Source organism: Streptomyces lunalinharesii, from assembly GCF_039532155.1.
GTDB lineage: Bacteria > Actinomycetota > Actinomycetes > Streptomycetales > Streptomycetaceae > Streptomyces > Streptomyces lunalinharesii.
This window is the reverse complement of record NZ_BAAARK010000003.1, coordinates 347,422-367,509: the sequence shown is the minus strand read 5'-3', so window position 1 is coordinate 367,509 and position 20,088 is coordinate 347,422. Positions and strand designations below refer to the sequence as shown.

18 protein-coding genes are annotated in these 20,088 nt (G+C 69.6%); 10 read left to right on the top strand and 8 right to left on the bottom strand.

Annotation, left to right across the window (positions count from 1 at the left end):
- Positions 1-23 precede the first annotated feature (23 nt).
- Positions 24-1,289 carry an ABC transporter substrate-binding protein gene (locus tag ABD385_RS07595; RefSeq protein ID WP_344574223.1) on the bottom strand — a complete coding sequence of 422 codons (1,266 nt, stop codon included), beginning with the start codon at positions 1,287-1,289 and terminating at the stop codon, positions 24-26.
- Between the two features lie 128 nt (positions 1,290-1,417).
- Positions 1,418-2,935, bottom strand: coding sequence for a gamma-aminobutyraldehyde dehydrogenase (locus tag ABD385_RS07590; RefSeq protein ID WP_344574222.1), 1,518 nt, complete (start codon positions 2,933-2,935; stop codon positions 1,418-1,420).
- A 202-nt stretch (positions 2,936-3,137) separates the two neighbouring features.
- On the opposite strand from ABD385_RS07590, the gene ybiA reads away from it, so the two are divergent.
- Both ybiA and ABD385_RS07580 read left to right on the top strand, forming a co-directional pair.
- The gene (gene ybiA, locus ABD385_RS07585) at positions 3,138-3,755 is read left to right on the top strand and encodes a riboflavin biosynthesis intermediates N-glycosidase (RefSeq protein WP_344574221.1); all 618 of its coding nucleotides are present in this window, start codon (positions 3,138-3,140) and stop codon (positions 3,753-3,755) included.
- Positions 3,756-3,908: 153 nt separating this feature from the next.
- Positions 3,909-4,931, top strand: coding sequence for an adenosine deaminase (locus ABD385_RS07580; protein ID WP_344574220.1), 1,023 nt, complete (start codon positions 3,909-3,911; stop codon positions 4,929-4,931).
- A 252-nt stretch (positions 4,932-5,183) separates the two neighbouring features.
- Here the strand turns inward: ABD385_RS07580 and ABD385_RS07575 are convergent, their stop codons facing one another.
- Together ABD385_RS07575 and ABD385_RS07570 are read right to left on the bottom strand one after the other, a co-directional pair.
- Positions 5,184-6,365 carry a polyamine ABC transporter substrate-binding protein gene (locus ABD385_RS07575; protein WP_344574219.1) on the bottom strand — a complete coding sequence of 394 codons (1,182 nt, stop codon included), beginning with the start codon at positions 6,363-6,365 and terminating at the stop codon, positions 5,184-5,186.
- 133 nt (positions 6,366-6,498) lie between these two features.
- A complete protein-coding gene (locus ABD385_RS07570) occupies positions 6,499-7,953 on the bottom strand; it encodes a gamma-aminobutyraldehyde dehydrogenase (RefSeq protein ID WP_344574218.1) in 1,455 nt (484 codons plus the stop codon).
- Positions 7,954-8,133: 180 nt separating this feature from the next.
- On the opposite strand from ABD385_RS07570, the gene ABD385_RS07565 reads away from it, so the two are divergent.
- The 4 genes from ABD385_RS07565 to ABD385_RS07550 all read left to right on the top strand — a co-directional run bounded on the left by ABD385_RS07565 (position 8,134) and on the right by ABD385_RS07550 (position 12,135).
- On the top strand, positions 8,134-8,607 hold the full coding sequence (locus ABD385_RS07565; RefSeq protein WP_344574217.1) for an Lrp/AsnC family transcriptional regulator: 474 nt from the start codon (positions 8,134-8,136) through the stop codon (positions 8,605-8,607).
- Positions 8,608-8,609: 2 nt separating this feature from the next.
- The gene (locus tag ABD385_RS07560; protein WP_344574216.1) at positions 8,610-9,971 is read left to right on the top strand and encodes an aspartate aminotransferase family protein; all 1,362 of its coding nucleotides are present in this window, start codon (positions 8,610-8,612) and stop codon (positions 9,969-9,971) included.
- A gap of 266 nt (positions 9,972-10,237) precedes the next feature.
- A complete protein-coding gene (locus ABD385_RS07555) occupies positions 10,238-10,978 on the top strand; it encodes an ABC transporter ATP-binding protein (RefSeq protein ID WP_344574215.1) in 741 nt (246 codons plus the stop codon).
- Positions 10,960-12,135: a hypothetical protein gene (locus tag ABD385_RS07550; RefSeq protein WP_344574214.1), complete on the top strand. Its 1,176-nt coding sequence runs from the start codon at positions 10,960-10,962 to the stop codon at positions 12,133-12,135. Before ABD385_RS07555 ends, ABD385_RS07550 begins: the two co-directional genes overlap by 19 nt.
- 96 nt (positions 12,136-12,231) lie before the next feature.
- On the opposite strand, the gene ABD385_RS07545 is transcribed toward ABD385_RS07550, so the two are convergent.
- The 3 genes from ABD385_RS07545 to ABD385_RS07535 all read right to left on the bottom strand — a co-directional run bounded on the left by ABD385_RS07545 (position 12,232) and on the right by ABD385_RS07535 (position 14,296).
- Positions 12,232-13,125, bottom strand: coding sequence for an IS3 family transposase (locus ABD385_RS07545; protein WP_344574213.1), 894 nt, complete (start codon positions 13,123-13,125; stop codon positions 12,232-12,234).
- Positions 13,122-13,421 carry a transposase gene (locus tag ABD385_RS07540; RefSeq protein ID WP_344574212.1) on the bottom strand — a complete coding sequence of 100 codons (300 nt, stop codon included), beginning with the start codon at positions 13,419-13,421 and terminating at the stop codon, positions 13,122-13,124. The genes ABD385_RS07545 and ABD385_RS07540 overlap by 4 nt, the downstream gene beginning before the upstream one ends.
- A gap of 452 nt (positions 13,422-13,873) precedes the next feature.
- Complete coding sequence (locus tag ABD385_RS07535) at positions 13,874-14,296, bottom strand: RidA family protein (RefSeq protein ID WP_344574211.1); 423 nt, start codon at positions 14,294-14,296, stop codon at positions 13,874-13,876.
- A 163-nt stretch (positions 14,297-14,459) separates the two neighbouring features.
- Here ABD385_RS07535 and ABD385_RS07530 point away from each other — a divergent pair, with 163 nt between their 5' ends.
- Together ABD385_RS07530 and ABD385_RS07525 are read left to right on the top strand one after the other, a co-directional pair.
- On the top strand, positions 14,460-14,867 hold the full coding sequence (locus ABD385_RS07530; RefSeq protein ID WP_344574210.1) for a MarR family winged helix-turn-helix transcriptional regulator: 408 nt from the start codon (positions 14,460-14,462) through the stop codon (positions 14,865-14,867).
- 596 nt (positions 14,868-15,463) lie between these two features.
- Positions 15,464-16,474 carry a DMT family protein gene (locus tag ABD385_RS07525; RefSeq protein WP_344574209.1) on the top strand — a complete coding sequence of 337 codons (1,011 nt, stop codon included), beginning with the start codon at positions 15,464-15,466 and terminating at the stop codon, positions 16,472-16,474.
- Between the two features lie 75 nt (positions 16,475-16,549).
- On the opposite strand, the gene ABD385_RS07520 is transcribed toward ABD385_RS07525, so the two are convergent.
- Positions 16,550-17,764, bottom strand: a complete 1,215-nt coding sequence (locus ABD385_RS07520; RefSeq protein ID WP_344574208.1) for a glycosyltransferase 87 family protein — start codon at positions 17,762-17,764, stop codon at positions 16,550-16,552.
- A 477-nt stretch (positions 17,765-18,241) separates the two neighbouring features.
- Between ABD385_RS07520 and ABD385_RS07515 the strand changes: the two genes are divergently transcribed.
- Positions 18,242-19,396 (top strand): sensor histidine kinase, encoded by a 1,155-nt coding sequence (locus ABD385_RS07515; protein WP_344574207.1) that lies wholly within the window; start codon positions 18,242-18,244, stop codon positions 19,394-19,396.
- Positions 19,390-20,076: a response regulator gene (locus tag ABD385_RS07510; protein WP_344574206.1), complete on the top strand. Its 687-nt coding sequence runs from the start codon at positions 19,390-19,392 to the stop codon at positions 20,074-20,076. Before ABD385_RS07515 ends, ABD385_RS07510 begins: the two co-directional genes overlap by 7 nt.
- The last annotated feature ends 12 nt before the right edge of the window (positions 20,077-20,088 follow it).

The following is a 20,088-nucleotide window of genomic DNA, read 5'->3' as shown; positions in this document are numbered from 1 at the left end:
GGCCAGGCGCCGTGCAGACCGGCTCAGGCGCCGGTGAGGTCGGCGAACTTCTGGTTGAACACCCGGTTCTCCCGGGGGGTCAGGGCGCGGAAGGAGTGGGACCGGGCGGCCATCTCCTCGTCCGGCAGGATCAGCGGGTTCTCCGCCAACGTCCGGTCGATCTTGGCGAGTTCCTCGCGCACCCCGTCGACGGGGCAGGCGTAGTTGATGTACGCGGCGAGCCGGGCCGCGACCTTCGGCTCGTAGTAGTAGTCGATGAGCCGTTCGGCGTTCCCCTTGTGGCGGGCTTTGCTGGGCACCATCAGGTTGTCGGTGGAGGTCATGTAGCCGGCCTTGGGCACGGCGTAGCGGATGTCGGGGTTGTCGCTCTGCAGTTGGACGACGTCGCCGGCCCAGGCGACGCACGCGGCGAGGTCGCCCTTGTCCAGGTCGTTGGTGTAGTCGTTGCCGGTGAAGCGGCGGATCTGCTTGGTGTCGACGCCCCTCTGGAGCCGGGCCAGCGCGGCGTCGTACGCGTCCGCGGTGACGTCCTCGGGCCGTTTGCCCATGTCGAGGAGGGTCAGCCCGACGGTGTCGCGCATCTCGGACAGGAAGCCGACCCGGCCCTTGAGCCGCGGGTCCTCCAGCAGCTGGCTGATCGAGTCGACGGTCCGGCCGCCGGTGGCCTTGACGTTGTACGCGATGATCGCGGGGATGCCCTGCCAGACGTAGGAGTGCGTGCGGCCCGGGTCCCAGGCGGGGTCGCGGAACTGGGCCGCGAGGTTGGCGCGGGCGTGCGGCAGGCGTTGGGCGTCGAGCGGCTGGATCCAGCCCAGGGAGATCATCCGGGCGCACATCCAGTCGGTGAGCACGATCAGGTCGCGGCCGGTGTCCTGTCCGTTGGCGAGCTGGGCCTGGATCTTGCCGAAGAACTCGTCGTTGTCGTTGATGTCCTCGGTGTAGGTCACGGCGATGCCGGTGCGCCGCTGGAAGGCGTCCAGCGTGGGGTGGCGCTTGCCGTCGTCGCTGACGTCCATGTACTCGGTCCAGTTGGAGAAGTTCAGGCGCTTCTCCGCCGGGGAGTGGTCCACGGTCAGGGCGGCGTCGGTGCGGCCGGCGGGGGCGATGCCGCAGGCCGACAGGGCCGCGCCGCCGCCCACCACGGCCGCCAGGGCGCCGCCGGCGCGCAGCAGCGAGCGGCGGGTCATGGCGAGCCGGCCGGTGGTCAGGCTGCGGCGCAGGGCGCTGAGTTCGTCCGCCGACAGGGGGTCCGCGGGGACCGGGGGTGCCGACTGCTCGGGGTGCTCCATGCGCGGTGGCCTTTCGAGGGGGTCGTGCCCGGCGGGCGGCCGGTGTGGCGGTGGTGCGCGGCCCCGGCCGCGGGTGGTGCGGCACCCGCGGCCGGGACGTCCGGTCGGACCGGGTCAGGCGGACCGGGTCAGCCGCGGTCCCCGAAGATCGTCCGGTGCCAGTCCTTCCTGGCCACCCCGGTGATGTCGTACATGACGTGCTTGACCTGCGTGTACTCCTCGAAGGAGTACGCCGACATGTCCTTGCCGAAACCGGACGCCTTGGCGCCGCCGTGCGGCATCTCGCTGATGATCGGGATGTGGTCGTTGATCCAGACGCAGCCGGCGTTGATCTCGCGGGTGGCCCGACCGGTGCGGTAGACGTCCCGGCTCCAGGCGGACGCGGCCAGCCCGTAGGGGGTGTCGTTGGCGAGCGCGAGGCCCTCGTCGTCGCTGTCGAAGGGCAGCACGACCAGCACCGGGCCGAAGATCTCGGACTGCACGATCTCGCTGTCCTGCGCGGCCCCGGTGATCAGCGTCGGCCGGTAGTACGCCCCCTTGGCCAGCTCGCCCTGGGGCGCCTCGCCGCCGGTGACGACGGTGGCGTAGCCGCGGGCCCGCTCGACGAACCCGGCCACCCGGTCCCGCTGGGCGTGCGAGATCAGCGGTCCGAGGTCGGTGGACGCATCGAACGGGTCGCCCAGCCGCACGGTCGCCATCAGGTCCGCGACGCCGCTGACGAACGCGTCGTAGAGCGGCCGCTGGACGTAGGCGCGGGTGGCGGCGGTGCAGTCCTGGCCGGTGTTGATCAGGGCGCCGGCGACCGCACCGTGGACGGCGGCTTCCAGGTCGGCGTCGTCGAAGACCACGAACGGGGCCTTGCCGCCGAGTTCCAGGTGGAGCCGCTTGACGGTGCCGGTGGCGATCTCGGCGACCCGCTTGCCGACGGCGGTGGAGCCGGTGAACGAGGTCATGGCGACGTCGGGGTGGCCGACCAGGTGCTCGCCGGCGTCCCGGCCGGCGCCGCAGACGACGTTGAGGACGCCGTCGGGGAGCCCGGCGCGCTGGGCGGCCTGCGCGAACAGCAGGGAGGTCAGCGGGGTGATCTCGGCGGGCTTCAGCACGATGGTGTTGCCCGCGGCGATGGCCGGCAGGACCTTCCAGGCGGCCATCTGGAGCGGATAGTTCCAGGGCGCGATCGAGCCGACCACGCCGACCGGTTCGCGGCGGACGACGGAGGTGTGGTCGCCGCTGTATTCCCCGGCCGCCTTGCCCTCCAGGTGGCGGGCGGCACCGGCGAAGAACGCGGCGTTGTCGATGCTGCCGGGAATGTCGAACTCTTTGCTGAGCTTGATTGGCTTTCCGCAGTTCAGCGATTCGGCGGCGGCGAGGTCCGCGGCGTCCTCGGTGAGTGCCGCGGCGAAGCGGTGCAGGGTGTCGGACCGCTCGCCGGGCGTGGCGCCCGCCCATCCCGACAGGGCCCGCGCGGCCGCCGCCACCGCGGCGTCCACGTCGTCGACACCTGCGAGTTCGTACCGCAGGACGGTCTCGCCGGTGGCCGGGTCGACGACGTCCTGGGTACGGCCGGAGGTGCCGCTCCGCAGGCTCCCGGCGATGAATTGCGCCCCTGCGGCGAATCGCTCGGTCACTTCGAATCGCTGGTCCATGGTGCTCTCCTCCGCCGGGCGCCGGGGCCGCTCAGCGGCACTGCCAGGCGTAGCTATTTCCGGAATCGATGGCCGATCCTGACAGAGCGGAAGGCGACCAACAAGTGATTCCGTTGTTGCCTTTTGGTTACGCGACGAATTCTGCGAATTCGGTGGCGGAAAACCCCGACACGTTGTCAGTGCTCGCTGACAGAATCCCGGCATGATGCACGACAGCCCGGCAGCCACCCCGAGCCCGCCCGCTCCCCGCGCCGCGGACGGCCCGCGCTCGGTCGAGGAGGTGGTCGCGCTGACCGCCGCCGGCGAGCGGGTGGAGTACGTCCCCTTCTGGGGCCACCGCCCGCCCCGCGGCGGCGGCGTCGGGGCGAGCTGTTTCAGCCAGTGGTGGCCCGCCCCCTTCACCGTCGACGGCGTCCGGTACGCCACCGCCGAGCACTGGATGATGGCCGGCAAGGCCCGGCTCTTCGGGGACGCCGAAGCCGAGCGGCGGGCGCTCGCGGCGGCCCGTCCCCAGCAGGCCAAGGACGCCGGGCGGACGGTGCGCGGCTTCGCCGAGGAGGTCTGGCGGCGGCACCGCTTCGCCTTGGTCGTCGAGGGCAGCCGGCACAAGTTCGGCCAGCACCCGCAGCTGCGGGAGTTCCTGCTGGGCACCGGCTCCCGGGTCCTGGTGGAGGCCAGTCCGGTGGACCGGATGTGGGGCATCGGGCTGGCCGCCGACGACGACCGCGCCGCCGACCCGACCCGCTGGCGCGGGCTGAACCTCCTCGGTTTCGCCCTCATGGCGGCCCGACAGGAGCTGGCCGCACAGGACGCCGCCTAGGCACCGGGGTCCGGTCGGGCCCGGTCCGGTGCCGCGCGGCCGCACCGGGCCCGACCGGCCGCGTCGACCGTCCGCCCTCCCCCATACGATGACCGGACCGCACCGACCGTCCGCCGCGCGCCCTTCCCCCGCGCACTCTCCCAGGAGGACCCGTTGTCCGACCTCGACGCCTTCATCGCGGGCCTGCCCAAGGCGGAGCTGCACGTCCACCACGTCGGCTCGGCCTCCCCCCGGATCGTCGCCGAACTGGCCGCCCGGCACCCGGACTCCGCCGTGCCCAGCGACCCCGAGGCGCTCGCCGACTACTTCACCTTCCGCGACTTCGCCCACTTCATCGAGGTCTACCTCTCCGTCGTGGACCTGATCCGCGACGCCGAGGACGTCCGCCTGCTGACGTACGAGGTCGCGCGCGACATGGCCCGGCAGCAGATCCGCTACGCCGAGCTGACCGTCACGCCCTTCAGCTCGACCAGCCGCGGCATCCCGGACGCCGCCTTCGTCGAGGCCATCGAGGACGCCCGCAAGGCCGCCGAGGCCGAGCTGGGCGTGGTGCTGCGCTGGTGCTTCGACATCCCCGGCGAGGCGGGTCTGGCGGCCGCCGAGGAGACCGCCCGGATCGCCTGCGAGCTGCAGCCCGAGGGCCTGGTCTCGTTCGGCCTGGGCGGCCCCGAGATCGGCGTGCCCCGGCCCCAGTTCAAGCCGTACTTCGATCGGGCCATCGCCGCCGGGCTGCACTCCGTGCCGCACGCCGGCGAGACCACCGGCCCCGGCACCATCTGGGACGCCCTGACCGACCTGCGCGCCGAGCGGATCGGCCACGGCACCAGCGCCACCCAGGACCCGGAGCTGTTGGCCCACCTCGCCGAGCACCGCATCCCGCTGGAGGTCTGCCCGACCTCCAACATCGCCACCCGGGCCGTCCGCACGCTCGCGGAGCACCCGGTGAAGGAGATGGTCGACGCCGGCGTCCTGGTCACCATCAACAGCGACGACCCGCCGATGTTCGGCACCGACCTCAACACCGAATACGGCGTCGCCGCCCGCCTGTTGGGCCTGGACACCACCGGCCTGGCCGCCCTCGCCAAGAACGCGGTCACCGCCGCGTTCATGGACGACGCGGCCAAGGCCCGGCTGTCCGCCGAGATCGACGCGTACGCGGCGGCCTGGCGCGGCTAGCGCTCGCCGGCGGCCGGTCCGGGGCCCTCAGCCCCGGACCGGCCGTCCAGGTCCCGCCCACAGACGACGCCGGGCACGGGGCGGGCGACGCCCCGCGGGACTCGGCCACCCCGGAAACCCCGGCCGACGCACCCGCCCCGGACACCCCGAGAGCCATCAACTCCACCACAGGGATCAGATCAACCACCCATCCCGGCAAGCGAGTTGACCACCGAGGCACCGCCACCGGCCCCGGCCGCGCCCCGCTCGCCCCTACAACCCCACGATCCCGTTCCACGCCTTGGCGAACTCGGTCCGCTCCTTCGCGGTGATGTCCCGCGCGATGGCCAACCGCTTGCGCATCTCCGTGTCGGGGAAGATCAGCGGGTCCTCGGCCAGCTGGGCCCGCTCCTTGTCCTTGGAGGAGGCGAGCACCTCACGCGCGGCCGGCACCGGGCAGACGTAGTTGACCCACGCGGCCAGCTCGGCCGCGACCTCCGGCTGGTAGTAGTAGTCGATCAGCCGCTCGGCGTTCCGCTTGTGGGCCGCGAGGTTGGGGATCATCATGCTCTCCGCCCACAGCTCCGCGCCCTCCTCGGGAACCACGAACTCGATGTCGGGGTTGTCCGCCTGCAACTGGATCACGTCGCCGGAGTACGCCTGCGCGGCGAGCACGTCGCCGGAGTCCAGGTCCTTGATGTAGTCGTTGCCGGTGAACCGACGGATCTGGCCCTTGCGGACCAGGCCGCCCACCTGGTCGATCATCCGGTGGAAGTCGTCGGCGGTCCAACGGGTGATGTCGACGCCGTTGCCCTGGAGCAGCAGGGCGAACGCCTCGTCGAGCCCGGACAGCAGCGTCACCCGGCCCCGCAGGTCCGGCTTCCACAAGTCGGAGGTGTGCTTGATCTGCCGACCGAGCTTCTTGCGGTTGTAGGCGATGCCGGTGATGCCGGACTGCCAGGGCACCGAGTGCAGGCGCCCGGGGTCGAAGTGCGGGGTGCGCAGCAGCGGGTCGAGGTTCTCGGCGACGTTCGGCTGGGCCTTGCGGTCCATGGTCTCGACCCAGCCGAGCCGGACGAACCGGGCGCACATCCAGTCGCTGATGACGATCAGGTCGCGCCCGGTGGCCTGGTGGTTCATCAACGCCGGACTGATCTTGCCGAAGAACTCGTCGTTGTCGTTGATCTCCTCGGTGTACGTCACGGAGATCCCGGTGCGCTTCTGGAACGCGTCCAGCGTGGGGCGCCGCTGCTTGTCGTGGTCGTCGACGTCGATGTAGAGCGGCCAGTTGGCGAAGACCAGCTCGTGCTCCCGGGCGGAGCGGTCCGGGGCCTCGCGGTCCGCGGCCTCGACGTACGCCGGCGGCACCCCGCATCCCGTGACGGCGGCCAGCGCCCCGGTCACACCGATTCCGCCCATGCCCCTGAGCAGCGAACGCCGCGAAAGATCAGCCATGGCGAGCACTCTCACGTGCCGCGGGCGGAGGCGGCAAGAGACAGAGCGTCAATTGCCGGGCCTCCGCCCGCGACGGTGTGTCGAGCGTTCCGTGGCGCTCGACGGTGGGGATCCCCCTTCAGGGCCGGCCGGTTCAGCCGTCCAGCGAGGTCATCACGTGCTTGATCCGGGTGTAGTCGTCGAAGCCGTAGGCGGACAGGTCCTTGCCGTAGCCGGACTTCTTGAAGCCGCCGTGCGGCATCTCGGCGACCAGCGGGATGTGGGTGTTGATCCACACGCAGCCGAAGTCCAGGACCTTGGACATCCGCATGGCGCGGGCGTGGTCCTTGGTCCACACCGAGGAGGCCAGGGCGTACTCGACGCCGTTGGCCCACTCCACCGCCTGCTTCTCGTCGGTGAAGGACTGGACGGTGATCACCGGACCGAAGACCTCGTGCTGGACGATCTCGTCGTCCTGCTTCAGGCCCGAGACGACGGTCGGGGCGAAGAAGTAGCCCTTCTCGCCGACCTGCTCGCCGCCCGCCTCGATCTTGGCGTGCGCGGGCAGCCGCTCGATGAAGCCCTTGACCTGCTTGAGCTGGTTGGCGTTGTTCAGCGGGCCGTAGAGCACGTCCTCGTCGTCGACCGCACCGGTCTTGGTCTCCGCGGCGGCCTTGGCCAGCGCGGCGACGAACTCGTCGTGGATGGACTCCTGGACGAGCACGCGGGTGGCGGCCGTACAGTCCTGGCCGGCGTTGAAGTAGCCGGCAGTGGCGATGTCCTCGACGGCCTTGGCGATGTCGGTGTCCTCGAAGACCACGACCGGCGCCTTGCCGCCGAGCTCCAGGTGGACCCGCTTGAGGTCCTTGGACGCGGACTCGGCGACCTGCATGCCGGCGCGCACCGAGCCGGTGATCGAGGCCATCGCCGGGACCTTGTGCTCGACCATCAGGCGGCCGGTCTCCCGGTCGCCGCAGACCACGTTGAACACGCCGCGGGGGTGGCCGAGTTCGTCGAGGACGCTGCCGATGATGTCGGCGATCAGCACCGTCGAGGCGGGCGTGGTGTCGGAGGGCTTGATGACCACGGTGTTGCCCGCGGCGAGCGCCGGGGCGAACTTCCACACGGCCATCATCATCGGGTAGTTCCACGGCGCGACCTGGGCGCAGACGCCCACCGGCTCGCGGCGGATGATGGAGGTGAAGCCGTCCATGTACTCGCCGGCCGAGCGGCCCTCGAGCATCCGGGCGGCACCCGCGAAGAAGCGGATCTGGTCCACCATCGGCGGGATCTCCTCGGAGCGGACCAGGGCGATCGGCTTGCCGCAGTTCTCGGACTCGGCGGCGATCAGCTCCTCGGCGCGCTCCTCGAAGCGGTCGGCGACCTTGAGGAGGACCTTCTGGCGCTCGGCCGGGATCAGGTCGCGCCAGGCGGGGAAGGCGGCCTCGGCCGCCGCCATGGCCGCGTCCACGTCCTCGGAGCCGGAGAGAGGGGCAGTGGCGTACGGCTCACCGGTGGCCGGGTTGACCACCTCTGTGGTCCGCCCGTCGGCGGCGTCCCGGAACTCCCCGTCGATGTAGTTGCGCAGACGACGCAGTGCGGTGGTCACTGTGCGCCCCCTTCAGTGTCAGATGTCCGGTGGTTGGGATCCCACACTAGCCGTGGAAGCCACGTTTTCAACACACCCACATGCCTCAAACAACGGAATCAGTGAAATTCTCCTCGATCAACAACTGATTTCATTGAATCGGGGTTGCCATACTGCTGAACCTCGTGCACAGTGAGGGACGTGGCCACTCGTGACAGAAACGGCACTCCATTGATCGACTCCGTCTCCCTGGCGATCATCGAGCAGCTCCAGGAAGATGGGCGCCGTCCCTACGCCGCGATCGGCAAGGCCGTGGGCCTGTCCGAGGCGGCGGTACGCCAGCGCGTACAGAAGCTGCTCGACCAAGGCGTGATGCAGATCGTCGCGGTCACCGACCCCCTCACGGTCGGTTTCCGTCGACAGGCAATGGTCGGCATCAACGTCGAGGGTGACCTCGATCCCGTGGCCGACGCCCTGACGACCATGGAAGAAGTCGAGTACGTCGTCATGACGGCAGGCTCGTTCGATCTCCTCATCGAGATCGTCTGCGAGGACGACGACCACCTTCTGCAAATGATCAACAAGCGGATCCGCACGCTTCCCGGCGTCCGATCCACCGAGAGCTTCGTGTACCTCAAGCTCCGGAAGCAGACCTACACCTGGGGAACGAGATAGCAATGAGCGCCGACCTCTCCAAGACGGCGTACGACCACCTGTGGATGCACTTCACCCGCATGTCGTCGTACGAAAACGCCCCCGTGCCCACGATCGTGCGCGGCGAAGGCACCAACATCTACGACGACAAGGGCAAGCGCTACATCGACGGCCTCGCCGGCCTCTTCGTGGTCAACGCCGGCCACGGCCGCGTCGAGCTCGCCGAGACCGCCTCCAAGCAGGCCCAGGAACTGGCCTTCTTCCCGGTGTGGTCCTACGCGCACCCCAAGGCCGTGGAGCTGGCCGAGCGCCTGGCGCACTACGCCCCGGGCGACCTCAACAAGGTCTTCTTCACCACCGGTGGTGGCGAGGCCGTCGAGACCGCCTGGAAGCTTGCCAAGCAGTACTTCAAGCTCACCGGCAAGCCGATGAAGCACAAGGTCATATCCCGCGCGGTGGCCTACCACGGCACCCCGCAGGGCGCCCTGTCGATCACCGGTCTGCCGGCCCTGAAGGCCCCCTTCGAGCCGCTGGTCCCCGGCGCGCACAAGGTGCCGAACACCAACATCTACCGCGCCCCGATCCACGGCGACGACCCCGAGGCCTTCGGCCGCTGGGCCGCCGACCAGATCGAGCAGCAGATCCTCTTCGAGGGCCCGGAGACCGTCGCCGCGGTCTTCCTGGAGCCGGTGCAGAACGCCGGTGGCTGCTTCCCGCCGCCCCCCGGCTACTTCCAGCGGGTCCGCGAGATCTGCGACCAGTACGACGTGCTGCTCGTCTCCGACGAGGTCATCTGCGCCTTCGGTCGCCTCGGCACGATGTTCGCCTGTGACAAGTTCGACTACATCCCGGACATGATCACCTGCGCCAAGGGCATGACCTCGGGCTACTCCCCCATCGGTGCCTGCATCATCTCCGACCGCCTCGCCGAGCCGTTCTACAAGGGTGACAACACCTTCCTGCACGGCTACACCTTCGGTGGTCACCCGGTCTCCTCGGCCGTGGCGCTGTCGAACTTCGACATCTTCGAGCGCGAGGGCCTCAACCAGCACGTGCTCGACAACGAGGGCAACTTCCTCAGCACGCTGCAGAAGCTGCACGACCTGCCGATCGTCGGCGACGTCCGCGGCAACGGCTTCTTCTACGGCATCGAGCTCGTGAAGGACAAGGCCACCAAGGAGTCCTTCAACGACGAGGAGACCGAGCGCGTCCTCTACGGCTTCCTCTCCAAGGCGCTGTACGACAACGGCCTCTACTGCCGCGCCGACGACCGTGGCGACCCGGTCATCCAGCTGGCCCCGCCGCTGATCGCCGACCAGACGGTCTTCGACGAGATCGAGCAGATCCTGCGCTCCGTCCTCACCGAGGCATGGACCAAGCTCTGATCATCGCGTCACCTCCCGACGCACGCGGAGACCTGCGCTAGTCACTCCCCTGGTGCACTGGCCACTCCCCGACGCGCCGGAAGACAACTGCACACCTCACGGCCCGGATTCACTCGTTCCCTTCCATACGGGTGAATCTGGGCCGTTGTGGCTGCCGAGCCACATTTGACCGGGGACCCGATTCCTTACCGTGCTGGTGACCGATACCCTCCGTGGTCGTTCCCCCGACCGGGGGAACGAGCAGCGTACGAGCGAGAGGTGTGCAGATGGTGGCCCCGCCTGACAACGACGTTCTCTGGGCACGCGGCCTACACCACGCGCACGGCGCCACCGTCGCCCTCACCGGAGTCTCACTCGGTGTGCGGGAGGGCGAGATCCTCGCCGTCACCGGTCCCCGCGGCAGTGGCAAGACCACGCTCCTCAAGTGCCTTTCCGGCCAGCTCGTACCGACCGAGGGCGAGGTCCTCTTCGACCGCGCTCCCGTCCACACCCTCTCCTCCCCCAGCCGCGAACGGCTGCGTCTCGAACGGTTCGGCTGGATCGACACCGAACCCCACCTCGTCCCGGAACTCACCGTCTGGGAGAACACCGCCCTCCCGCTCCTGCTGCGCGGCACCGGCCACCGCGCGGCCAAGCACACCGCCATCGAGTGGCTGGAACGCCTCGACGTGGGCATGTGCGCCCGCCGCCGACCCGCCCGGCTGGAGCAGTCCCAGCGTCAGCGTGTCGCCATCGCCCGCGCCCTGGTCTCCACCCCCCAGGTGCTCTTCGCCGACGAACCGACCGCCCCCCTCCACAGCGCCGACGGCATCCAGGTGCTGCGCACCCTGACCACCGCGGCCCGCTCCCACCACATCACCGTGGTCCTGGCGACCTACGACCCCCAGGTCGCCGCCCAGGCCGACCGGACCGTCAGCCTCCTCGACGGCCGCCTCTCCGGCGCCGTCCCCGAGGACACCGGCGCCTCCGACGAGGAAAGCAGGGCAGCGTGCTCGCTCTCCGTCTGACCTTCCGCGCTCACCCCCTCGTCCTGCTGCGTCGTCTCCTCGTCGCCACCGCCGCGGCCGGCACCGGCTTCCTGGTGCTGATCGCCCTCGCCCACGCCGCCGCCCACCCCACCGCGGCCGGCGCCTCCCTGAGCCGCCTCCTGTGGTGCGCCGCCCCGCTCGCGGCCACCGCCCAACTCGCGGTGTCCGTGGCCCGCACCGACCCGGCCGCCCGCCTCCAACGCGGCATGACCGCCGCCGGCCTGGGACCTTTCCGACTCACCCTGCTCGCCACGGCCTCCACCGCCCTGACCTGCGCCCTGGGCGTCCTCCTCGCCCTCATCGCCTTCCTCACCCTCCGCGGCGACCTCGGCACCACCGCCCGCACCGCCGCCCCCCGCGCCGTCGACGCCGGCCTGCTCGGCGCCGGCCACCCGCTGCCGCTGATCGGCGCGCTCATGCTGCTGTCCCTCGTCCCGTTGACGGTCGCCGCAGCCACCGCCTTTTCGCTCCGCCCCCGTGTCGAAGCGGGCGCCGTCGACACCGAGCCCGCCTCGATCGCCAAGGCTCCCTCCGGCCTCCCCTGGGGCGTCGCCCTGACCGCGGCCGGCTTGGCCCTCGAGTCCTACACGGCCCCCGCCGGCGGCACCCCCGGTGGCCTGTTGCCCCTCCCCGGCCACCTGATCGGCAGCCCGCCGGGCGTCCTGGCCGGCTGGGCCCTGGCGGCCTTCGGTCTCGTCCTGGCCGGCCCCGGCCTGGTGTACCTGTCGGGCCAACTGCTGGGCGCGGGCCGCCCCGGCGCGCTGCGGCTGTTGTCCGGACGCGTCCTCCAGGAGGAGTCACACCGCCTGGGCCGCCCGCTCGGCGTCCTGTGCGCGGTCGCCTCCGGCATCTACGCCGCCGTCACCGTGTACCAGGCTGCGCCCGCTCGGCCCCTCGGTCCTTTCACAGCCATCGGCGCGGCGATCATCCTTGCCTGCGTCTCCATCAGCGCACTCTCGGCCAGCCTGGAATCGCGAGCCGCCCGCGCCCGCACCACCGCCGCCCTACGCCGACTCGGCGCCTCCGCCTCCACCCTCCACCGCGCCACCGCCCTCCGCGCCTTGGCCGTGCTGCTCGTCCTCGGCCCCCTGACCTGGACGGTCGCGGAGATGGCCACTCTTCCCTTGGTCCACTGAGAGATCGTGAGAGATCACGGGATGCGACTCTCCCGTGCGGAGGCGACCTGGGACAGGGGCGAGTGAAGTTTCCCCGTGATGCTGGACACGTGATGCCTATGCCGCGGGGGTGTGCTGGTGCCGTTGCCTGGTCTCGGCCGGCGTGAGGTAGCCGAAGACGTTGTGCTTGCGTAGGCGTCGGCGGTTATAGAAGGTCTCGATGAAGGTGAAACCCTCGGTGCGGGCGGCGGCCCGGTCGGGCCAGGTGCGGGTGCCGATTTCTTCTTTGAGCAGGGCCCAGAAACTCTCCGCGGCCGCGTTATCAAAGCATGACCCGGTGCGCCCGCAGCTCTGCTGTAGGCCCAACTCGCCTACCTGGCATCGGAATTCAGCTGACGTGTATTCGCTGCCGCGATCCGAATGTGTGATGCATCCAGGCTGCAGGTCACCGCGGCCGTGGGCCATCTTCAGCGCGTCGACGACCAGGGATGCGCGATGGTGGTCGGCCATCGCATAGCCGACGACCTCCCGGGTGGCCAGGTCGAGCCAGCAGGCGAGGTAGAGGTAGAGCCAGCCTTCGGCCGTCGGGAGGAAGGTGATGTCCCCGACCAGCTTCGTGCCCGGCACGCTCGCGGTGAAGTCGCGGCCGATCAGATCCGGAGCCGGGCGGGCCTTCTTGTCCGGCCGGGTCAGCGAACGGCGCCGGCGGCGATGGGCGCCCTGGACATCGTGTTCGCGCATCAGGCGGGCGACACGTTTGCGGTTCACGCGCCGCCCCAGGCCACGTAGTTCGGCGTGGATCCGCGGAACACCGTACGTGTGACGGGACGCGGCGTGGATGACGATGATCTCGTGGGCCAGAGCCTCGTCAGCCGCCTTCCGTGCGTCGCGGTTTTTCGCCGATGCGAGCCAGGCATAGAAGGAGGAGCGGGCCACGTTCAACAGTCGGCACAGGAAAGCGACGCCGTGGGTGGTCTTCTCCGCCTCGATGAACGCGAATATCTCGCTCATCGATCGCTCTCCTTCGCGAAGAAGACCGCGGCTTTTCGCAGGACCTCGATCGTCTTTGCCTGCTCAGCATTCTGCTTCCGCAGACGCCTCAGTTCTTCGCGCTCAGCGGAGCTGAGGTCGCCCGGCCGGCCTTCGCCGCGGTCTGCCTTGGCCTGGCGGTACCAGTTACGCAGGGACTCCGGGCTGACCCCGAGCTCCCGGGCGACCTCGGTGACCGTCCGGCCCGTGGAGTCGACGAGCGCAATGGCATCCCGCTTGAACTCCGCGGTGTACCGCTTCGTGTAGTTACTTCCCACCTGGTGCTACTTCCTCTGGAACCTCAATGTCCCAGTCTCCAGGTGTCCACGATCAAGGGGAAGCTCCAGTAGGGGCTTTTGCTTGTATGCGCACACCGCTCTGCCTCTTCGACGCGCGGGCATAGGTGGGGAGGCACGGCACGTCGTCCGGCTGCAGGGGGCGACTACTCGAAGGGCCCGCAGGGATCCGGAACACGCCGCAACGCGCTTGATGTTGATAAGGCCACCAACCTCTCCGGGCCAACGGCGCTCGGTCGGTCGGAACGTCTCGGACACGAGGGCCGTCAGACACCCGGTCGCGGGCCAAGGCACATGCAAAGTCCAGGCTGACTCGAGCACACCGGACTGGAGCGCGACGTTACGACTTCCCACACGGCATTCCACCTGCCGAGCGTGGAGCCTTCGGACCCAGCCCTCCCCAGACCAGTCGTGCCCCATCGGCTGCGGAGCCGTCAGCGGGCGAGCGCGGTCACCTCGACCTCTATCCGCCACTCCGGTTGTGCCAGCGACGAGACTTCCAGCAAGGTGTCCGCGGGATAGGGCTCGGACAGGAACTCCTCGCGCAGGGCGATCACATGGCTCAGGTCCGCGGCCATGTCCGTCACGAAGATGCCGACCTTCACCACGTCTGCGAGCGACGCACCGGCCTCGGCGAGCACTCGCTCGACGTTCGCGAACGCCTGGCGCCCCTGAGTCAGGAAGTCATCCGCGACGGTCCGCCCCTGCTCATCGATCCCCGCCTGCCCGGACACGTGGATCAGGCCGCCTGCCTTGATGGCCTGCGAAATCTTGTACGGCTCGTACCAGTCCGGCGTGGTCGCGATCCGCTGGACACCTCGGGCATTTCCTTCTTCCGCGACGCTCGTCGGCACCATAACGCTCCCCCTCGAAGTTCCATGTGCACACATCCCTTGCATGCACATACATAAGTTTCGAGTGCATGTACGCTGATGTCAAGAGCTTACTGGGGAACCCCTCGAAAGAGGGCGGAGCACTACGCCGGACACGGCGGACGAGCGACGGAAGAGAGCAGAATCGATGGACGCGGAGCACTGGGACCGGTTCGGAGCACTGCACACGCGCGTCGAGCAAGAACTCGCGAAGGCGCTGCAACAGCACCACAAGCTCGGCCTCTCCGAGTACCGCGCGCTGGCCCGTCTCGCGGCGTCGGACGACGGTGAGCTGCGAATGCAGGAGCTGGCGGACCTCATCGGCCTCAACCAGAGTTCCGTCAGCCGGTTGGCTTCCCGACTGGAGTCGTCCGGCCTGGCCCGTCGCGACTTGTGCCCCGGCGACCGTCGCGGTGTCTACAGCGTGATCACCGATGAAGGCCGTGAAATGCAGAGCAGGGCACGTCCAACGTACGACGACGCACTGCGCGCGGCGCTCGACTCGGTCGCCGAAGACGGCTCACTCGGCCCCCTGGTGAAGTCCTTGCGCCCGTAACGAGGGGCACGTACAGCGGGGCGTCAGCCCCCCCCCGCACCCGTGAGCCGTGCAAGCGCGATCGGGCCGTCGGCACGCGCCCAGCGTTGCAACACCACCAACCAACCCTCCTGACCTCGGTTCGCCCCGACCCATTCGGCCTCGACGCCGGCAGCGACAGCGCCCAGACACTCACCGCCCGACCGGTAGCAGCAGGTCCCGCCGCTAGCCCTGCAGATCGTCATGGTCGCCAACCCGCCACGAAGCCCTCAGGACGACCGTCTCGGCCGCTCCGGGTGCGCCTCGTTGGTGCTCGCCGGGCAGCGCTGGCTTACAAGCACTGGATGGCGAACGAGCTGCGGCCTACGCAGGGCAGGCCGGCAAGCCCGCAAGGCGACGTGCCGACCCACTCCCATAAGTCGAGCCGCGCACGGGAGCCTCCCCTGTTGGCTCCTCGAGCCGATCGAGAGCCCCTCACAGCCCGCCCCGGCCCCACCCCTCCCCCATTTCCTCGCAGCGAGAGATCTTTTTGCCCTCGGAGGCAACTCACGTACCGAAATGCACGTCTGCCAATCCAGGTAATGAACAGGTAATGCGGCGTGTGAACGGAGCCTTCGGTGATCATCGGCCTTGTGACGGCCATAGCGGCGTCCGCCTGCTACGGCACAGGTTCGGTCCTTCAGGCGGTGGGATCACGGAAGTCCGCTCGCCGGGAGGCGGCGAAGGCATCCGGCGGCACCGTCACCCAGCACGGCGGCCCCAGCCTCTCGTCCACCGCCAAAGCCGCCGTGACCTGGGAGTTCATGGTCGGCACGGTCCTGGACTTCATAGGTTTCGGGCTGGGTGCACTAGCAGCCCGGCTGTTGCCGCTGTTCCTCTCGCAGACCGTGATCAGCGCGAACCTCGTGGTCACGGCCGTGTTGAGCGTCAAGCTCCTCAACATTCGCCTCACCCGTCCCGAATGGGCCTCCATCGGCGTGGTCTGCTCGGCACTGGTGCTGCTGGCCACCGCCGCCGGCCCGGAGGGTAGTGGTCACACGCCGATCGACACCCATTGGTGGTTGCTGGTCGCCTCGGTCGTGATCATCGGTGGTGGCACCCTGCTCGTGCGTTGGCTCGGCGGGCGGGCCGCGATCCTCGCGGGTCTCTTGTCCGGCTTGGGTTTCGGTGCCCTGGGAGTGGGCGTGCGCGTCCTGAACGGCGTGGACCCGTTCCACCTGCCGTCCCTCCTCGGTGATCCCGCGTTGTACGCGATCTTGGTGGCAGGCATCGGCGGAATGTACCTGCACACCGTCGCCCTGCAGATCGGTTCGGTGAACGGTGCCACGGCGGCGCTCGTGGTGGGCGAAACCGTGGTGCCCGGCATCCTCGGAGTGTTGTGGCTGGGCGACTCCTCTCGTCCTGGCTTCGCGTGGATGGCGATCCTCGGCTTCGTCGTCGCCGTGGCCGGAGCCGTCGCGGTCGCCTGGTTCGGCGAGCCGGAGTCGGCCTCACCGGACGGTGATCAGGACCCGGGCTCGGAGTGTGCGGTACCCGTCGGGCATGGCTCCACGCCAACCACGGGCAGCGGGACGGAACCGACGTCGGAAACTCTGCCTGAGGGGAGTTCACGCAACGCGGCGGTGTAGCGGCCGCTGCCGAGGCCGATGCCACGGCGCCGTGGCCACGATCCTCCTCACCCTTGGCGTTGACCTGCCTGCGGTTCACGGCAACGTCTCCTTTCTCCCTCCGGGGCCGCGTCTCTCACAGCCCGCCTGTTCTGCCACCCGCAACGGAACGCCCACGTGGCCCGTGCCGCGGCCCTGCCCGAGGCCGTCCACCTGCCTCTGGTCAGGGCCGGGAACAACACCTGGCCCGGATTTCTGCGACAGACCGCCCCGCACCGCATCGCCCAATGAGGCTTGGTCCAGCGACCGGCGACAGATCACGCTGCGTGGTTCGGTCGCGGTCGCTGGACCACGCATCAGTCGGGGCCACGCCGTGAGCACCAAGGGATAGACGAGGTAGCCGAAGCGCGTGGCCGGCATCAGTGCCATGGCGAGCGCAAGGCCGATCGCCAGGCGGTCCGCCGCGGCCCGCACCGTCCCCGGCGGCCGTATCGCCAGGGAGCTGGCAACGCTGATGGCGGCGACGATCAGCAGCACCATGGCGATGATCGCCCCGCCGGGAACGTACGTGGCCAGGACCCACCCGGGCAGCGGACTGGCGGCAGGAGACGTCGTTTCGCTCAGCCCCAAGGGAAACTCCAGAACGTTGTCGACGAATGCCGTGGGGGCTGTGAGCACGAACGGAAGGACGGCTGTCGATACCGCCAGAGCGGTCGCAGCGGCAACGGCAAGGACTGAACGCCGGCCGTGTCTGGCTGCCACCAGCGCGAGCACGACGGGCACAGCGGGCCAGGCCGTCCACTTGAGCGCCGCAGCAGCACCCACCAGTAGCCCCGCACGCCTCGGCGCACCATTTGCGGCCGCAGCCAGGCCCCAGCACATCAGACCGATCACCGGGAGGTCGATCCCTCCGACCGTCAGAGGCAGGGCCACCAGCGGGCAGGCGGCGAGCCACAGCAGCACCGGTGCGTTGGCGCAGCGGGACGCGGTACGAGTTCCGGACCGGTCGGCGGCCCCGACCTGAGCACGGCGGACGAGCGTGCTCGTCGCAGCGGCCATGGTCACGAAGAACGCGCCCGCCATCCACCACCGCGCATCGGTCAGCGGCCCACCGCCGAACATCGCGCGCGGGAGGCCGAAGACCGTCATGCCGGGCAGGTACGGGTTGTAGTCCCCGACCGTGGCAGGTGCCGGTATGTAAGGGCTGCCCGAGTGCAGCAGCAAGTCACCGGAGCGCTCAACGACAGCGACTTCCAGCTGCGCGCTGCTGTCCCACACCAGAAGGACCAGCGGAACGATCACCGCCCCCATCACGGCCAGGATCAGAGGTAGTTCGCGGGGCAACAGGGCGCTGCGTGGCGGGCGTCGCCTCCTCGCCAACAGAGCCACGGCCATCGCCGCACAGCCGTATCCGACTGCCGCGGAGAGGCCCCATACCTGGTGCGGGCGAAGGGTGGTGAAGAGCCCGAGGCCGAGCGCGGCGATCGCGCACGCGCCCCATCCCCACACTTCGCGACACCTGCTTCCGCGCGGTCCACCGTCCGTACGTCGCGGCGCGCACAGAACCCATCTCAGCCTGCCGAGTTCCATCAAGTGCATTGATTTACAAGTCAGTTGATTCATCATGTCGCTCCCGTCCTCGCCGTGATCACGAGGCTATGGACGGGCGGGGCACGGAGCGTCAAACGAGGAACCGAACCTCGACGTCAACCCGTGGCATGACATGTCAGCCGTGGATCAACCCGTGCGGCGACGCGGCGGCGGTCGCGAAGCCGAAAAAATATCGGCATGAGCACTTCTCTCCGGCAGCGGCTCCGCGTGTGGGTCGCGTCGCCGTCCTATCCCTGGGTCTCCGGCGGGGCCCTCACAGCGTTCGCGGCCGTGGAGCTCGTGGTCGTCCCGCGCCACTCGCTGGTGATCGCGCTGGGCGTGCTGCTCTCCGCGGCGACGCTGGCGTGGCGTCGCGTGCGCCCGGGCGTCGCAGCCCTCTCCGCCGCAGCAGTCCTGTTGAGTTTCGCCGCCGGATCCGACCTCTATATCGCAGCAGCCGTCAGCGGACTCATGGCGTGTTACACGCTCGGACGACACCGCGTGGCGCATCCGACGTTGCTTGCCGGCATCGGCTCGGCGCTCTCCCTCGCGGTGAACGCCTGGCACATCACGTCCTGGCGCCCGAGGTCCTACACCCTCGATCTGCTCGCCGAGTGGTTCGTCCTGACCGTGGCGATCGTGGCCGCGGTAGCGGTGGGGGACGCGGTTCGCGCGCGCGAGGAAACACGGCGTGAGCGGGCGGCCGCGCAGGTCCGGCTCCTCGCGATGGAGCGCCGGCAGGCCGCCGCGGCCGAGCGGGCAGCGATCGCCCGGGAGCTGCACGACGTCGTTTCGCACTCCGTCTCGATGATCGCCGTGCAGGCGGAGAGCGCCACCTACACCACACCGGACCTGTCTCCGCAGGGACGTGAGGGCTTTCAACAGATCGCCACGTCCGCCCGCGCGTCGATGGCGGAGTTGCGTCGGCTGCTGGGTGTGCTGCGAACGAGCCCCGAGGACCGCACGGGAACGACGCCGCAACCGACCCTGGACGCGTTGGGCGAACTGATAGCGCAGCACCGCTCCGTAGGCGGCGAGGTCGAGCTGCGGATCAGCGGCGACCGGGTCGCGCTGCCCACGTCCTGCGAGCTGTCGGCCTACCGCATCGTCCAGGAAGGGCTGACCAACGTGCGCCGGCACGCTCCGGGTGCCCATGCGGTGGTGGAGATCGACTATCGGCCCGACCGGCTGGCGGTGCGGATCGCCGACGACGGCCCGGGGCCACTGGGTGTGGTGCACTCCGGCCATGGCTTGGCCGGTATGGAGGAGCGGGCGGTATTGCTCGGAGGCAGGCTCACCGCCAGCCCAGGTCCGGACGGCGGCTTTCTCGTAGAGGCGGAAATCCCGTGGTGATCAAAACAATCGTGGCCGACGACCAGGCCATCGTCCGCACCGGCTTCATCAACCTCCTGGCCACGCAGGACGACATCGAGGTGGTGGGTGAGGCCGAGGACGGCGTACAGGCGGTACGGGTGGCCGCGGAGCAGCGCCCCGACCTCGCGCTGCTGGACATCCGGATGCCGCACAAGAACGGCATCGAGGCCGCCCGGGAGATCACTCGGGCGTCGGGTGGCGCGACGAAGGCGTTGATGCTGACGACGTTCGGGCTCGACGAGTACGTGTACGACGCGCTCGCGGCCGGCGCCAGCGGCTTCCTCCTGAAGGACACCACCTTCCCGGAACTCCTGCACGCCGTGCGGGTGGTGGCAGAAGGCAATGCGCTGTTGGCGCCCGAATTGACCAAGCGGTTGATCGCGCAGTTCGTCAAACAGCGGTCGGCACCGGCTCCCGTGCGCACGGTCGAGGAACTGACCGGCCGTGAGGTGGAGGTACTCCTCCACATCGCCCAGGGGCTGTCCAACGCGGAGATCTCCGCACGCCTGACGATCACCGATCACACCGTCAAGACCCACATCAACCGGCTCTTCACAAAGATGGGGCTCCGGGACCGTGCCCAGGCGGTGATCCTCGCCTACGAGTTGGGGCTGGTCGTCCCGCAGGGCCGGCGCCCCACCCCTCCCGCGCGCACCTAGCGGCACCACCTC